Annotated in this window: 16 protein-coding genes; 1 reads left to right on the top strand and 15 read right to left on the bottom strand. The window is 36.2% G+C overall.

Going from position 1 to position 14,634, the window contains the following annotated elements:
• Positions 1–635: 635 nt before the first annotated feature.
• The gene (locus tag NSQ44_RS02770) at positions 636–1,763 is read right to left on the bottom strand and encodes an IS110 family transposase (protein ID WP_094244858.1); all 1,128 of its coding nucleotides are present in this window, start codon (positions 1,761–1,763) and stop codon (positions 636–638) included.
• 375 nt (positions 1,764–2,138) lie between these two features.
• Positions 2,139–3,308: an ISL3 family transposase gene (locus NSQ44_RS02765; RefSeq protein ID WP_021292746.1), complete on the bottom strand. Its 1,170-nt coding sequence runs from the start codon at positions 3,306–3,308 to the stop codon at positions 2,139–2,141.
• Positions 3,309–3,482: 174 nt separating this feature from the next.
• Here NSQ44_RS02765 and NSQ44_RS02760 point away from each other — a divergent pair, with 174 nt between their 5' ends.
• A complete protein-coding gene (locus tag NSQ44_RS02760) occupies positions 3,483–3,797 on the top strand; it encodes a hypothetical protein (protein WP_340854790.1) in 315 nt (104 codons plus the stop codon).
• On the opposite strand, the gene NSQ44_RS02755 is transcribed toward NSQ44_RS02760, so the two are convergent.
• The 13 genes from NSQ44_RS02755 to NSQ44_RS02695 all read right to left on the bottom strand — a co-directional run bounded on the left by NSQ44_RS02755 (position 3,736) and on the right by NSQ44_RS02695 (position 14,490).
• The gene (locus tag NSQ44_RS02755; RefSeq protein ID WP_340854788.1) at positions 3,736–4,020 is read right to left on the bottom strand and encodes a zinc-binding dehydrogenase; all 285 of its coding nucleotides are present in this window, start codon (positions 4,018–4,020) and stop codon (positions 3,736–3,738) included. The genes NSQ44_RS02760 and NSQ44_RS02755 overlap by 62 nt on opposite strands.
• A 20-nt stretch (positions 4,021–4,040) precedes the next feature.
• On the bottom strand, positions 4,041–4,139 hold the full coding sequence (locus NSQ44_RS02750; protein ID WP_335643057.1) for a hypothetical protein: 99 nt from the start codon (positions 4,137–4,139) through the stop codon (positions 4,041–4,043).
• 310 nt (positions 4,140–4,449) lie between these two features.
• On the bottom strand, positions 4,450–4,836 hold the full coding sequence (locus NSQ44_RS02745; protein ID WP_094245114.1) for a type II toxin-antitoxin system PemK/MazF family toxin: 387 nt from the start codon (positions 4,834–4,836) through the stop codon (positions 4,450–4,452).
• Positions 4,836–5,144: an AbrB/MazE/SpoVT family DNA-binding domain-containing protein gene (locus NSQ44_RS02740; RefSeq protein WP_094245113.1), complete on the bottom strand. Its 309-nt coding sequence runs from the start codon at positions 5,142–5,144 to the stop codon at positions 4,836–4,838. The genes NSQ44_RS02745 and NSQ44_RS02740 overlap by 1 nt, the downstream gene beginning before the upstream one ends.
• A gap of 165 nt (positions 5,145–5,309) precedes the next feature.
• Positions 5,310–5,990 carry an acylneuraminate cytidylyltransferase family protein gene (locus NSQ44_RS02735; protein ID WP_340854783.1) on the bottom strand — a complete coding sequence of 227 codons (681 nt, stop codon included), beginning with the start codon at positions 5,988–5,990 and terminating at the stop codon, positions 5,310–5,312.
• The gene (locus tag NSQ44_RS02730) at positions 5,987–7,036 is read right to left on the bottom strand and encodes a nucleotidyltransferase family protein (RefSeq protein WP_130158779.1); all 1,050 of its coding nucleotides are present in this window, start codon (positions 7,034–7,036) and stop codon (positions 5,987–5,989) included. The genes NSQ44_RS02735 and NSQ44_RS02730 overlap by 4 nt, the downstream gene beginning before the upstream one ends.
• Positions 7,033–7,665 carry an acetyltransferase gene (locus NSQ44_RS02725; protein ID WP_130158777.1) on the bottom strand — a complete coding sequence of 211 codons (633 nt, stop codon included), beginning with the start codon at positions 7,663–7,665 and terminating at the stop codon, positions 7,033–7,035. Before NSQ44_RS02725 ends, NSQ44_RS02730 begins: the two co-directional genes overlap by 4 nt.
• Positions 7,665–8,735 carry an N-acetylneuraminate synthase gene (gene neuB / locus NSQ44_RS02720; RefSeq protein WP_340854779.1) on the bottom strand — a complete coding sequence of 357 codons (1,071 nt, stop codon included), beginning with the start codon at positions 8,733–8,735 and terminating at the stop codon, positions 7,665–7,667. Before neuB ends, NSQ44_RS02725 begins: the two co-directional genes overlap by 1 nt.
• A complete protein-coding gene (gene neuC, locus NSQ44_RS02715; protein ID WP_340854776.1) occupies positions 8,732–9,889 on the bottom strand; it encodes a UDP-N-acetylglucosamine 2-epimerase in 1,158 nt (385 codons plus the stop codon). Before neuC ends, neuB begins: the two co-directional genes overlap by 4 nt.
• Complete coding sequence (locus tag NSQ44_RS02710) at positions 9,882–11,054, bottom strand: LegC family aminotransferase (RefSeq protein ID WP_340854772.1); 1,173 nt, start codon at positions 11,052–11,054, stop codon at positions 9,882–9,884. Before NSQ44_RS02710 ends, neuC begins: the two co-directional genes overlap by 8 nt.
• The gene (locus tag NSQ44_RS02705; RefSeq protein WP_340854770.1) at positions 11,051–12,046 is read right to left on the bottom strand and encodes an NAD-dependent 4,6-dehydratase LegB; all 996 of its coding nucleotides are present in this window, start codon (positions 12,044–12,046) and stop codon (positions 11,051–11,053) included. The genes NSQ44_RS02710 and NSQ44_RS02705 overlap by 4 nt, the downstream gene beginning before the upstream one ends.
• 1 nt (position 12,047) lies before the next feature.
• The gene (locus NSQ44_RS02700) at positions 12,048–13,922 is read right to left on the bottom strand and encodes a motility associated factor glycosyltransferase family protein (protein ID WP_340854769.1); all 1,875 of its coding nucleotides are present in this window, start codon (positions 13,920–13,922) and stop codon (positions 12,048–12,050) included.
• Positions 13,912–14,490, bottom strand: coding sequence for a hypothetical protein (locus NSQ44_RS02695; protein ID WP_340854768.1), 579 nt, complete (start codon positions 14,488–14,490; stop codon positions 13,912–13,914). Before NSQ44_RS02695 ends, NSQ44_RS02700 begins: the two co-directional genes overlap by 11 nt.
• Positions 14,491–14,634 lie beyond the last annotated feature (144 nt).

The raw sequence follows: 14,634 nt of genomic DNA, 5'->3' as shown, positions 1-14,634 counted from the left end.
TACTCGCAGCACTTTCTGGGTTTTGATTGAAAATAGTTCCCTTTTTGAAACGGGAAATCGGTATTTAAAAAAATTTTTTAGTGAATTGATGGGGGTGTCTAATAAGTCGTTTTTACGGCTTATTGACGCCCCCTTTAATGTATTAGAAACGTTGATGTATCGGTGTTTATGATTTTTTGTTTTCAATGGGGATTTGACTTTCTGGACAGCCCCTGTCAACAGTTCTTAAAAAAAAAGTTTGTAACTCATTACCAGCAACTAATCCGCAGCTTTTTTTAGATAAATTATTTCTTTTAGTTCGGTCTCAGTCTTTTTCGTACATGGTATGCAACAGAAAATTCGACCCTAGCTTTACACCTTTGTTTACACAGTCAACTTGTTTAAAACAGCGGAATAGGTTTAATCAAAAAAAAGCATGTACCTGTCTATATAAACCAAGCTTAAATTCTATATCTAAATTATCTAACAAATCAACTTTTTTTCTGTGAAAATCAATTAACCATGGCTGAAGCGGTATACCCCACAATCAAATTGGATACCCTATTAACGACCAAAAAAAGGCAATAGGAAAGCAGAGCTACCTTATTTTTAGGTATCTCGTATATTTCTGAACCTTTTTGGTTATACTAATTTATTTACTGCTCTCGAAACGGTTCTTTTCGAGAAATGATGCAGTAAATGATGGTAAGCATTCGGTGCGCGATCGCAACGAGTGCTTTTTTCTTTCCCCTGCGTGCCGCCAATGACCAATATTTCGCTGCCAAACGTTGATTCCTACATCGAGACAAAGCCCAAGCCGCCTCACATAACGCCGACTTGATATGCGGATTCCCCTTCGTCGTTCGGGTACTTTTTCGTTTTCCAGCACTTTCATGATTTCCCGGCGCGACTCCCGCCCATGAAGCGAGGTGTTGAGACGTTGGAAATTGTCCCATATCGACTCCGATTTCAGCGATAATCACGGCAGCGGTTTCCTTCTTGACCCCCGGTATGGTCACAAGAAGCTCCATCTCTTGTTTGTATACTTGTAAGAGTTGGTCGATTCGTTCTTCGATGTCTCGAAGTAAACTTTCCAACGATTCGATGTGCTTCCACGATTGGCGAATCATGAACAGTTGATGGTTGGTCAATGTACCAAAGAGAGAATCCTGAATTTGTTGTTTTTTCCTCTTCATACTCCTGTGAATGCAAGCATCGACTTCGGTTTCTTCGATGTATCCCTGTTTCATTAAACGTTCCAGTAGCTTTCGCCCAGATACACCAAATACATCCGAAATCACGGAACTTAACTTGATATTGGAACATTCCAACACTTTTTGAATGCGGTTTTTCTCCGCGGTTAACTGCCCGATCCATTTTTTGCGCAAGCGAGTTAAATCCCGTAATTCTCGAATGTTCTCAGGAGGTACGAAACTCTTCTCGATCAATCCGTAACGCAACAATTTGGCGATCCATTCTGCATCGGAAACATCGGTTTTTCTCCCCGGTACATTTTTGATTCGCTGAGCGTTGGCAAGTGTAATGTCAAAGTAATCTTCCAAAATATTGAACACAGGTTTCCAGTAAACGCCCGTACTCTCCATCGCAATATGAGTGACACCACGATCTTCTAACCATTTCAGAAGACGAAACAAGTCTTTCGTGAAAGTAGGAAATGTTTCAACTTCCTTTTGAACGTGTTCTTCCTCTCCAAGAAGAGCACAAACGACAATTGTTTCGGCATGGATATCTAATCCTGCACAACGATGATAAAGAACATCCATGATTCTTACTCCTTCCATCGATAAATTCGCAAACAGGGAGTCCATTTGCACGTTAGGCATTTTTCTGTTCGTAGTCACCTTTTCACACGAAAAGGGCTGACAATGGGTGGAACACCAAATGGACTCAAACAGTTTTTATTACAGGGTCGAACCACCATTAAAGAGAACGTCTTTCAAAACTGTTTGCGTTCATATCCATTATGGGAAGAAATGATGGATTTTTGGGGAGTAAAATTACTCATGTATGTTTTTATTTCCAAAGAACCTATATTTTGAATACTAAGTTCTTCTAAAGAAATTTCGAAAAATTTAGCGAATTTTTACCTATTAATGAACATTATGGTTCATCACCAAAAGATGTACTTGATTTTTACGTTAAAATGTGATAGAGGTCTCTAGACGGACACGCAAAGTAAAACGCTGGATATTTCGATACCCATATCCTCGCCTTTTGATCAATTTTATTTTGTTGTTGATTCCTTCCATTGGACCATTTGAGTAAGAAAAAACGATGCAAGAAAGCACTGCGTCTCTTCGGGTGATGAGTGCCTTGGCAATACTGCGTACGGCGGCACAGTCGCTAAAAAGGTACCGGTCAAACCATTGGGTCAAACGAGTTTCGGCTTGCTTTCTTGTTTGGCTTTTGGATACGTAACGGAAATGTTGAAGTGCTTGATAGACATCACGTAAATAAGCACTTTCTTGGCACCATTGTCGAACTTCCTGTCTCTCTTCTTCTGTTAATTTTTCTGGACGTTGGCTTAACAATCGGCACACGCGGCGAACGCTTCCATGTTTGGTTCCGCCTTTGGCAAGGTATTTGCGACAACGTTCCAGTGCATCGGTGAATAACTGAATCACATGGAAGTGGTCAAGAACATGGATGGCTTTTGGACATACCTTTTCAATGGCTTTTCTCATGGCAGGAGCCAAGTCGCTGACAACATACTTCACTTTGGAGGCGACGGGTTGAAGCGCCTCCACAATGGCTTCTTCATTTTTTCCAGAAGCAATGGAAAGGACATTCCGAGTCTGTGTGTCCATCACCGCTACTCCGTAATCATGTCCCTTTCGGAAAGCGAATTCATCCACACATACTACTGTAGGATTCGATGTTGGTAAAAGAGCCGGGGCATATTGATAAAACCAGCGTTCTACTGTCGTATAGGCGAGTTGTAACAAGCGAGCGACTTCTTGAATCGTTTTTCCGATGCATAACTGGGCGACCCAATGTTGAAACGATTCCGTCGCGATACTGTGAGACGGAAGTCCCGGATAAGAAACGGTGAACGTCAGAAAACAGGCTTGGCAACGCCGTCTTTCTATGGGAAGTTCAATCCAAAATAAACCGACCGTATTGGTATAGCCATGAATCCATTGTTTTCGTTTCGATGATATTTTGGTTGTCCGTCCGAAGCAAGTCGGGCAGATCGGACAATGAGGAGGGAGGGAAAGTTCAAAAATCCATCGTTCTCCCTCTTTTCGTTCTCCATGAATAAGAAAGCCTGGTAAAGTGATCAAATCTTTGATAAACTGAGATTGCATGCGAAATTTCCTCCATGGTTGATGGTTTGGTCACCTTTACCATACAGGAAATTTCGCATTTTTTGTACCCTTGATCAGAAAACAACCTGATTGTCAAGTACATTTTGTGGTGAAGAGCCAACATTATTCTAATTATGTTAATATTTACAATAAAATTGTTAAAGGGAGAAACTAATGAGAATTTTAATTGCTGGTGACTCTTTAACATTACCAAGACCGTATCGCATTAATGAATTTAACCCGGAGAAAGATAAAGAATTAGCAGTTCAATATCATGAAACATATGGAAGTTTACTTCAAAAAGAATTAAATCGATTATATCCAAATAAATATTTTGAAGTTATAAACAGAGGGCAAAGAGCTTTTACAATAAAACATGTTGTAAACCAGATTTTTGATCACGTTTATTATTTTCAACCAAATATTTTTATATTACACGTTGGTACGGGAACAGGCCTTTTTTATAATAATCAACCAATTCATGGATGAACACTTGCGGTACTGCATCTCCCTCAATCACACCCATCATCGTTTTCCCTTCTGCCATCAGATCATTGTGGACATCGAGGGTCATTTCAGGTGTAACACCTACAATGGCAACTTGTCCAAGCGGACGCAATGCTTGAAGAGATTGGCGGACAACAACAGGTACACCGGTCGTTTCAACGGCATAATGAGTGCCGCCATTCGTAATCTCTTTAATGTTTTTCACAATATCGACTTCTTTGCTATTTAATGAGCAGTAGCTCCTAATTCTTTCGCCATCTCCAAACGATTCGCATGAATATCAATAGCGATGATATGTTTGCATCCGACGATTTTGGCTGCCATAATCGCACTTACCTTTCGTCAACATTCCATATTTTTTATATCTGAATACTTATGATTAGAATCAAATCCTTGATAGGTCTAGGTTTTTGCTATGTTGAACAGTTTACTGGACTCATTTTTCTTGTGGATTTAATGACAAAAGTAAGCAAGCAAAATGCCAGTTTGACTCAGAACTTTCGTAATTAAAACAAAAACAATCAACTTACTAATTTCGTTTTTCGACGCCTGCCCAACTAAATTAGCTTCTCAAAAATTATCAAGAAACTTTAAAGTACAAAAAATAACCCTTTCTGAAAGAGAAAGGATTATGTCAAGTCAGATATGTTTCTATTTTCGCTAGGCATTCATCAATGATTTTATCTATTTCTTCAATTTGTGCATCTTCTGGATTATACTTCTTTAAAATTTTTAGATTACGAGCTTTCCAATCCAATGATTTAATTTGATCAGTTAAAACTACCCCTGTTATTGGATAGCCATCGCCATCAAGGGATATTCCTTCTTTTGGTAAATCCACTTCGAAAGGATAACCCTTCTTTTGATTGGTAATCGGACAAACAGCTATAAATCCTGTTGCTTGATTGAATTTTTTAGGCGACAAAACCATAGCATTTCTTCTCCCAGCCTGCTCATGACCAGCTTGTGGATTGAAGTTTAAAACAACGAAATCGCCTCTCTCTGGTACGTCTGCTGGCATTAAATCAATTCACGCCCTTCTGTTCCGAAATCAATTTCCTCGTGTCGATTTTCAGGTATAATCTGTGATATTAGTTCTTCCAGTGTGTATTTCTTCCGTGTTCTTTTTGGCTTTAATCTGATGATACCTTCATTTTCAATCACGTTTAATTCCATTTCGGAACCTTGTTTGATTCCTATTTTATCAGCAACATCTTTTGGGATACGAATGCCCAAACTGTTTCCCCATTTTTGAGCAACAACTGTAGACATGTAGTCCCCTCCTTTACTTTGGTTTATTTTGCTTTCTAAATGTTCCTTTGAGTTCATTATATCACCCTTAACCCAAAATGTATATACATAGTATATACATTATTCCAAAAAATGATACCCCTGATTTTTCGACAAACAAAGTAAACGTTAAATAGTCTCCACCTTTTTGAAGGCCGGGACTTGAAGTATTATTTAGTTAACTTATTTAAAAAATAAACATTTTTATTTCTTAAAAAAAAATTCACACCATTCAAAATCATTTATATCATCAATATCAATAGAACGATCTTTTGGCATCAAATAGGCAATTGTTTCTGAACTTAAAAAAGAGCGATTTTTTAATAACGCTTCTCTTTGCCCAACATATACTGCACCGTTTAGTAAAAATGGTTTTTTAGCTTTTTGCCTTTGGTAAGGGAAATTGTTATTAATTATTGGTTTTAATATACCTTGTTCATTTATATGAAACATCCATTCTGGAATAGCTTTGCTTTCAGCAACAGATACGCAAAATTTATGATTATTCTTTACACATAAATCAATTGCTCCATCAATATCTTCTGCTAGTCTTAAAGGAGATGTTGGCTGCAAAACAACTATGTATTCATATTCAGGAAAGTATTCCAATGCATGAAGAATTGGATCGATACCTGGTGTGTCATCTTGGGCTAATTCAGCAGGTCTTAAAAACGGGACTTCCGCCCCCCATTCTTTAGAAATCTTAGCAATTTCTGTATCATCTGTTGAAACAATTAGTTTATCAATAAATTTGGATTTCTTTGCTTCTTCGATTGTCCAGGCAATTAATGGCTTATCTATTAACATTTTAATATTTTTTCTTGGAATTCCTTTTGATCCACCTCGTGCGGGAACAATCGCTAAAACTTTGTAATTATTAATCATCCAAATACCTCCGAAAACTCCAAATTTGCTTTTTCAAAATCGGGCATTTTCCCAATATCTAACCAGTATTCTCTTATAGGAAAAACACTTGTTTTTTTCTTTTCTTTTATTAGTAAATTAAAAAGTGAGGGCATATCATAAAATTCATTTTTAGGAATATAATCAAGCACCTCAGGATTCAAAACGTAAATCCCCGCGTTTACAAAGTAACGCTCAATCGGTTTTTCTTCTATTGAGCAAAGCTTTGTACCGTCTGTTCTGACCACACCATATGGTACTTGATGTTGGTATTCTCTTACACACATAGTTGCGACGGAATTGGTTTCTTCGTGGTATTGCAATAACCGCTGAAAATTCACTTTTGTTAAAATGTCCCCATTCATGACGATAATCGGTTTTGATGGTTTTTCAGGAAAAAGAGACAGTGCACCTGCCGTCCCGAGCTGTTCATCTTCATCAAGATATTGGATGTTCACCCCCCATTTTAAACCATTTCCAAAATAATCCTTGATAATTTCACGTTTGTAATTGACAGAAAAATAATATCGATGGAATCCGTATTCAATAAAACTTTCTAATATTGTTTGCAAAATCGGCTTCGTACCGACAGTTAACATTGGTTTTGGAATATTTTCTGTTAACGGACGAAGACGAGTACCTAATCCCCCTGCCATTAAGACGACCCAATTATCGAATGAAACGGTATCCAATAATATATCTGAAAAAATGACATCAACAACTTCGCCTCGTTCATTTAAAAGTGGAAGTTGCCGCAGCTTTTTTTGTTGAAATAATTTTTTTATTTCTTGTTTTGATGCTCCAACTCTCATTGAAATAGGGTGATGATTCATAACTTTGGTTACTTCTTGATCGAGAGAGATTCCTTTTAATATTCCCCTTCTTATATCCCCATCTGTCACTGTACCTAAAAGTCGGAAATCATCATCCACTACTAAAGCGATTTGTGCAGCGGTTTGGTCAATATTTTTCATCGTTTCGATAATAGATGTAAAAGGAGATACTAACAATTGTTTCCAGTCTCTCATTTACTCACTTCCTTAGCAGGATTACCATAAACTTTCTTATTATCGCCAATATCTCTTAAAACCAATGAACCTGCTCCGACTAGCACATTCTTTCCAATTGAGATGTTTTGAATAATTTTTGCACCCGTTCCGATATGAGTACCTTCTCCAATTTTTATACCGCCAGATAAGACGCAACCAGGAGCAATATGGCAATGTTTGTCTATAAAGCAGTCATGGTCTATACAAGTTGAGGTGTTTACAATAGTATTATCGGCAATGTTTACAAATGGTTGAATAACCGCACCTGCCATAATTTGCACGCCTTCACCTAATGTAGCTGTTTCAGAAATCACAGCAGAAGGATGAATTGTGGTAGAAAAACGATAACCTTTTAGTTTAAAAAAGTTAAAAATGTTTGCTCTAGGTTTTGTATCAGATATAGAACCGAGAGCATTAACCAATTCAATTTCTTGCGGATCATATTTTAATATTTCTTCGTCTCCACCTAAATAAGTAATACTGTAAGGATTATTTTCCTCGTTAGGTGCTGTATAACCTATTATCTCTCTTTTCTGCAGTAATAGAATGTCAACCAATACTCTCGCATGCCCACCATTTCCAATAATAATCACCGGTTTTAAGCCCATTACTTTATAACCTCATCTTCTTCATAATCTTGCCCTGCTTTTTGTCCTATGTAATCCCAATAATAGTATGGTTCAATTCCAGTTCCAGGCCGCTTCACCGTTAGATTATCAAAGGTAAATAGTTCTCCTTTTTTAATTGATTTAGCCGCAACTAAACTTTTTCTAGCCACTTCTTTATTTTTCAGCTCTGTCTGTGTCGGTTTTTTTTGCTTTTCACCAAGAGCTTTTTCAATGATTCGAATCGATTGAATCATTTCTTTTAATTCATGTGGATCTAATGATGCTTTATGATCAGGGCCTGGCAATGTCTTATCCAACGTGAAGTGTTTTTCGATGATTTTCGCCCCTTTGGCAACAGCGGCAATCGGAACGACAATTCCTTCTGTATGATCCGATAATCCAATCGAAAGATGAAATTCTTTTTCCATATCATCCATTGCATTCAAATGTACATCTTCGTATGGTGTCGGATATTCAGTTGTGCAATGTAAAATGCTTACTTTTTCTTGCAGTATCATTTTGGCTTCATCTGTTTGATAAAAACGTTTTACTTTATCAAATGAAACATCCGTCTTTTTCGCAAAGCCGTAAGCTAAAAACGCTAGTGCATGATGAATTTCTTCCTTTGTAGCCATTCCTGTCGATAAAATCACATCGACACCATGCAATGCAATTTTATGTAAATAAGGGGCATTCGTAATTTCACCTGATGGTATTTTTATAATATTCAATTTCAATTCTTGAATTAAAAAATCTACACTTTCTAAATCGAAAGGTGTAGATAAAAACATAATACCTTTTTCATCACAATATTGCTTTAGCTTTTTAAAGTCCTCATAGCTTAACTCCAGCTTTTTCAGCATTTCATATTGTGATAAGGATTTTCCAATATTCTTTTTTTGATATTCTGCCTGCTGCGCTGATTTTGTGACCAAATGTTCAGTTTTAAAAGTTTGAAACTTAATCGCATTCGCACCGGCTTTTTCTGCGGCATCAACGAGTTGAAATGCCAAGGTTAAGGAACCGTTGTGATTAACTCCGGCTTCAGCGATAATAAATGTTTGCTTCATATAATCTCTCCATCATAAAACTCTTTTGTCATTGATTTTATATCTATGTTTTTTAAAACTTTTAATATTTGTTGAGAAGTTTCACCGTTTCCAAAAATTTTATATTCACTGTCTTCTTTAAATTCATAATTTAACGCTTTAATTATTGCTTCTGTTATTTCTTTAACATCTGGATTACAATCAAAAACAGAATTTGGTCTAATTCTTCCTTTTTGCCTACTACCAATGTTGACTGTAGGAGTTTCCAAGTAAGGAGCTTCTATAAGACCACTAGAAGAGTTCCCAATTATGACATTTGCATATTTAAGTAAACTCAAATAGCGTAACTGCCCCAATGAATCAAAAAATTTTCGTTTATCGGGCTTTTGACTCACATATGAGCCAATCAAGTTGTTTATCTTTCTCCCATTGTCATCTGCATTGGCTTTTGTAAAAATCATAGTTGCATTGTTAAAATTATTTAGCGCCTCTAAAAGTTCTTCAATACCTTCAATTGGATTGGTACTTAATGTTGTTGGATGGTGGGTTATTAAAAAAATAGGCTCTTCTAAATAAATTCCCAGTGACTCTTCTAATTGTTTTTTTGACAGCAATTGCAATTTCATAATGTTTTCAATTCCCGGTGCTCCCACATTATAGACTCGATTCGGATACTCTCCTAATCGAATCACTCGCTTTCGATGTTCTTCCGTCGTTACAAAGTGAAGATAACTCATTTTTGTTACCGCATGTCGAATTGCGTCATCATATGCGCCATAAGTTACTTCCCCACCATGAATATGGGCAATTGGTATTCTAGCAATCATCGCCGCTTGAGCTGCTGCTAATATTTCAAATCGGTCTCCTAGTAAGACTAAAATATCAGGTTTTAACCGATTTAGAGAATCTGCAAATCCGATTGTTCCTAATCCCAGCGATTTTGCAATTCCTATCGGTGTATCGCTAGATAACAGCATTTCAACTTTTTCATTAATCACAAAACCGTCTTCTTCAATTTGCTTATATGTCAAACCAAACTCTGGGGATAAATGCATGCCTGTCGCAATAATTTGCAGTTCTAAATCAGGATCTGACTGTATTTCTTTCATTAACCAATATAAAAGACCGTATTCTGCTCTCGTGCCTGTTACAACACATATTTTTCTTTTATCCATCCGAATCTTCTCCTAAGTGTGGGCTACTAGGAACATTCACAATTTGATACCGTAATTGTTCTGTTACCGATAAATCAGCTTTTGGACAGTTTTGAAAAGGATTCAAAAGATGCAATGGCTTCCATACAGGCCTTGACATCACGTTATAATTATTTAACTTTTCCAAAACTTCATCTATGTTATAAATTTTTTCATCAAAAATTAATGTTTGCAGCCAGTAATTGCTTTTCGCAAACTTAGGCTCTTTAAATAATTTAAATCCATCATAACCTTCTATCAATTGCTCATATTTATTAACAAGTTGACGTTTCTTTTCAATCAAATCTTCTAACTGTTCAAGTTGTGCACATCCTAATGCTGCATTTATATTTGGCATACGATAATTATATCCTATTTCATCATGTTCATATTTCCAACGATGAGGGAGTTTGGCAGTAGTAGTAAGATGCTTCGCATAATCTGCCAGTTTCTCATCATTCGTCAAAATTGCTCCTCCACCGCCGGTTGTAATAATTTTGTTGCCATTAAAACTCATGGCAGAAGCTTTTCCGAAATTTCCCGTATGAATCCCTTTATAATAAGAACCCAGCGATTCTGCGGCATCTTCAACCATGATTATATTCCATCGTTCACATATATCTAACAATGGATCTAAATCAACAGGATGGCCAAATGTATGCATTGGAACAATCGCTCGAATGATTTTACCGGTTTGTTTATTTACACAAACATTATTTTTTACTATCGCTATATCTTTTAAATAATCTTCCAACTTAAATGGATCAATACCTAATGTTGTTTTGGAGACATCCACAAAATGTGGAACAGCCCCACAATAAACAACTGCATTTCCAGTTGCGACAAAAGTTAAGGAAGGGATTAGTACTTCATCATTTGGTTGAACCCCTACAATCTTTAAAGCAATATGAAGGGCGGCGGTTCCGTTCACAACAGCAACCGCTCTTTTTACACCTGTAAACTCCGCTAACAATCGTTCAAATTTATCTACATACTTTCCGACTGAAGACACCCATCCTGTCTTAATACAATCAGATACATACTTTTGTTCATTTCCTATAAATGTTGGCTCATGCAGCGGTATAAAATCTTTCTCTGGGCACATGTTTTTAATTTTTTTAGCTAATTCTAATAAAACATCGCTCATATGTTATACACATCTGCCTTATATTGAGATAGGTTTCTTTCGTCTGTAAACCATTCAATTGTTTCTTTTAATCCTCTTTTAAATCCTTCTTTCCCACCATATTTAGGCTCCCAGCTCAGTAAAGTTTTGGCCTTCGAATTGTCCGCCCACAATCTTTCTACTTCACTTTTTTCCGGGCGAATCCTCACATCATCTGTTTCAATTTCAATATCGACACCCATTACCTCAGCAATAAGTTTCGCTGTCTCACCAATCGATATTTCGAAGTTGCTGCCGATATTAATAACTTCACCGATTGACTGATCGTGCTTCATGACAGAAATAAAGCCTTCTACCGTATCTTTTATGTAATTAAAATCACGTGTTGGATGAAGCGAACCAAGTTTGATTTTCCGCTTACCAGATGCAAGTTGTGTAATAATCGTCGGGATAACCGCTCTTGCCGATTGTCTTGGACCATATGTATTAAAAGGACGAACAATCGCAACAGGCGTTTCAAACGAACGATAAAAAGCGATTGCCATTTGGTCTGCCCCAATTTTAGAAGCAGAATACGGTGACTGGCCTTGAAGCGGATGATTTTCATCAATTGGTACGTATTGTGCCGTCCCATACACTTCACTTGTGGATGTATGAACAACTTTTTGAATATCTAATTCCCGAGCTGCTTGAAGGACGTTTAATGTCCCCTTAATATTCGTATCGATATATGTATCAGGTGAATGATAAGAATAAGGAATCGCAATTAAAGAAGCTAAATGTAAGACAACATCGCATCCTTTCATCGCCTCTTTTACACCATGCGGATCACGTATATCTCCCGCAAACACTTCAAACTCGTTTTTTAATGGCGAATGATCTAACCAGCCCCATGAATTAAAAGAGTTGTAATAAACAAAAGCTTTTACATCATATCCTTGCCGAACCAATTCTTCTGTTAAATGAGATCCAATAAATCCATCAGCACCAGTAACTAAAATCCTCTTTTCCACTTTACCCCTCCTCTCTATTTCCTTTTATCCCCAATATTTGTTCATATATTTTAGAAATATCCTCCGCCACCAACCGATACGATACAACCCACTCAGCGATTAGGCGTCTATATTCCTTCACAATCACTTTTGCCTTGTGAATGAGATCAGAGCTGTCTCGGACAGCGGTTATTTCCTTTGATGCCATTTCATATTCAAATTGTGTCATTGACCGAAGAAATACTTTGTAAAATAATGTTGCTAAGACTTCATTTACTTTCTCATCCAATATCGTAAATAAACGATGCAGCTTATTCAGCTTTCTTGCATTAACCGTTTCTTCTATTTTATTTATGAAGCTATTAATTTCCTTTATTTTTCCTTCTATTTGTTCCGCATCTGTGATCAACTGCTGCCATTGTTCTTTTATATATTTGAGATTGTAATTAGGTTTTTGATCTGACAGCCAATGATTCATTACAATATTTTGGGGAAGTTCTTGGATAATGGATGTTAATTCTTTATAAATCGTATGCTTGATTTTTGCTCCATTTTTGGTCGTATTATAAACTGTCTTATCTTTCATCCCCGATAAAATAAGTTCCATACTTGTTTTCATCCGGACAAATCCGTCATTTGTGAGGACTTTACCCCCATCCACAGATTCTATTTCAAACACTTTCTCCATTTCTTTTTCGTTCAATTCATTTTTTACAAAATCATACTGAATTCCTGATGCATAACGTTTATTTTGCTGATAGGAAAAATTTTGGCCCACTAAAATAATAGGATTAAAATTCAAATGATTTAGCAATTGTAAAGTAATAATTGAGATGGATGGAGAGTCAACTGCAATATCGATATGATCATATTCGTTATGTTTGATGATATATGCTGAAATATAATCTTGACTTGTAATAAAATGCACCATTTTCCCTGGGTAATTTTCCAATGTTTCAAATCCGACACTGGAACCGAAAACGATCGGAATGGCCGTTATTCCTTTTTCTTTTATTTTTTGGAAAACGAACTGATTCTTTTCAGAAGGGTCGTATGTAAAAGCCGCATCCGGATATATATCATGTTCAATTAATGCATTAATCGCAGAGCCGACAGAAAAAATATAAGCAGAACGATCTTTTTTAATTTTTTTTAAGTTGTCGATTTCTTCATTTAAAGACGGTCCTGCAGAAACTAAAATAGCAGGCTTGTTTTCAAACAAAGACGTATCAAAATCGGTTAATATGTTTGGCGTTTTTAATAAATACGGGAAATTTTTCAAACTATTATATGTCCAGCGTTTTTGAAAGCTGATCGTAGTGATAAATCGACTTTTTTTCTCCTTTAAATATTGTTGAAATGCAGTGAAATATCGATTGACCTCTTCTTTAAAAATTCTATCATAGCTCGGTAACACAATGATTTGCGGGGGGGTGTTTACATCGTTGACATCTTGTAAAATCGCTGGTGCAATGTGTTCTTCTTTTTCAACTAAATGTAAATGTTTGATGTTTGAATAGACTTTTTTCTTTTTTAAATTTATGGCACTGAGTGCTTTTTTTAATATGAAAGGATTAAACTCAATGATAGAAAACCAAGAAGGTGAAAACGCTTCTGCAATGGCTTCGATATGATATCCTAGCCCAAAACCGATAAAAATGATCGGCTCACTCTCTTCTAATTTTGTTTTTATTTTTTCAACGAAAACAGCTGTTTCTTTTTCAGGATTATAAGCACTGTGAATAAATTGCTTTTGGTTGTTTGTTTCGATTTGCAGTGTTTTTTGTCCGTTTTTCGCCTCAATTAATTTTACATTCTCTGATTCGTTTAATTCATCTAACCGTTCTAAAACATTTTTCGCTTTTTCCCGCAAAATGATTCGATTATCAATTAGCATTTGAATCGTCCTCTGCTTTTAATATCTCTTTCATTTGTGCAAATAACGGCAAAAGTTCATATTGAATAAAATCCGCTATAAGGGTAAAATCTAGATTTTCCATTGCTTGAAGGAGCTGCTCAGATACGGATCTTATTCCGGCAACAATGTTTTCATGATTTTCTCCTAATTTGGATTGGGAAAAAATTTGGTACAAATAATTAAGTCCTTCGGAAAGATGGACAAATTGCTGCCATATGTCCCCCGTGTTTTCCCCAGCATACAATTTTTCCGACAGCTGTATTAAAACCTGTTCTGCCCTTTCAATATATTGATAGCCTTCATGTTTCAATTCTAACATCCATTCACGTTCAGTGATTCCAACTATTTCAACAGGAACCTCCTGATTGCTGTATTCATTTATTAAATCTTGTATATCAGAATAAAATGGCGTACCGTTAACAAGAAAATGGCTAAAAACAAGCCCGTTTTCATTTAATCTATCATTTACGTGTTTCATAAACTTTTCGAGCTCATCAAGATTATCTCCGTTAATTTTTAACACTTTATCTTGAAAAATAATATTCATCGCGCTACTCCTCAACTGATGGTTTCTTATATATTATATCGACAAAATCCAACAAAATATAAATATAGAATACAATACGTAATAAGAATAAACCATGTAATCCCTAAATTTTTTATTAAGCTTAAAAGCAGAATTTAACTCAGT

It is taken from the genome of Aeribacillus sp. FSL M8-0254, assembly GCF_038008845.1.
Taxonomy (GTDB): domain Bacteria; phylum Bacillota; class Bacilli; order Bacillales; family Aeribacillaceae; genus Aeribacillus; species Aeribacillus composti.
Note: the sequence above shows the minus strand (reverse complement) of the source record. Positions and strands in the feature narration are given on the sequence as shown.

What these genes read in the sequence shown, in the direction of transcription:
- NSQ44_RS02770 (WP_094244858.1), bottom strand. Translation starts at nt 1,763, where the DNA reads ATGGATGTTCTTTATCATCGTTGTGCAGGATTAGATATCCATGCCGAA.
- NSQ44_RS02765 (WP_021292746.1), bottom strand. Translation starts at nt 3,308, where the DNA reads ATGCAATCTCAGTTTATCAAAGATTTGATCACTTTACCAGGCTTTCTT.
- NSQ44_RS02760 (WP_340854790.1), top strand. Translation starts at nt 3,483, where the DNA reads ATGAGAATTTTAATTGCTGGTGACTCTTTAACATTACCAAGACCGTAT.
- NSQ44_RS02750 (WP_335643057.1), bottom strand. Translation starts at nt 4,139, where the DNA reads ATGGCAGCCAAAATCGTCGGATGCAAACATATCATCGCTATTGATATT.
- NSQ44_RS02745 (WP_094245114.1), bottom strand. Translation starts at nt 4,836, where the DNA reads ATGCCAGCAGACGTACCAGAGAGAGGCGATTTCGTTGTTTTAAACTTC.
- NSQ44_RS02740 (WP_094245113.1), bottom strand. Translation starts at nt 5,144, where the DNA reads ATGAACTCAAAGGAACATTTAGAAAGCAAAATAAACCAAAGTAAAGGA.
- NSQ44_RS02735 (WP_340854783.1), bottom strand. Translation starts at nt 5,990, where the DNA reads ATGATTAATAATTACAAAGTTTTAGCGATTGTTCCCGCACGAGGTGGA.
- NSQ44_RS02730 (WP_130158779.1), bottom strand. Translation starts at nt 7,036, where the DNA reads ATGAGAGACTGGAAACAATTGTTAGTATCTCCTTTTACATCTATTATC.
- NSQ44_RS02725 (WP_130158777.1), bottom strand. Translation starts at nt 7,665, where the DNA reads ATGGGCTTAAAACCGGTGATTATTATTGGAAATGGTGGGCATGCGAGA.
- neuB (WP_340854779.1), bottom strand. Translation starts at nt 8,735, where the DNA reads ATGAAGCAAACATTTATTATCGCTGAAGCCGGAGTTAATCACAACGGT.
- neuC (WP_340854776.1), bottom strand. Translation starts at nt 9,889, where the DNA reads ATGGATAAAAGAAAAATATGTGTTGTAACAGGCACGAGAGCAGAATAC.
- NSQ44_RS02710 (WP_340854772.1), bottom strand. Translation starts at nt 11,054, where the DNA reads ATGAGCGATGTTTTATTAGAATTAGCTAAAAAAATTAAAAACATGTGC.
- NSQ44_RS02700 (WP_340854769.1), bottom strand. Translation starts at nt 13,922, where the DNA reads ATGCTAATTGATAATCGAATCATTTTGCGGGAAAAAGCGAAAAATGTT.
- NSQ44_RS02695 (WP_340854768.1), bottom strand. Translation starts at nt 14,490, where the DNA reads ATGAATATTATTTTTCAAGATAAAGTGTTAAAAATTAACGGAGATAAT.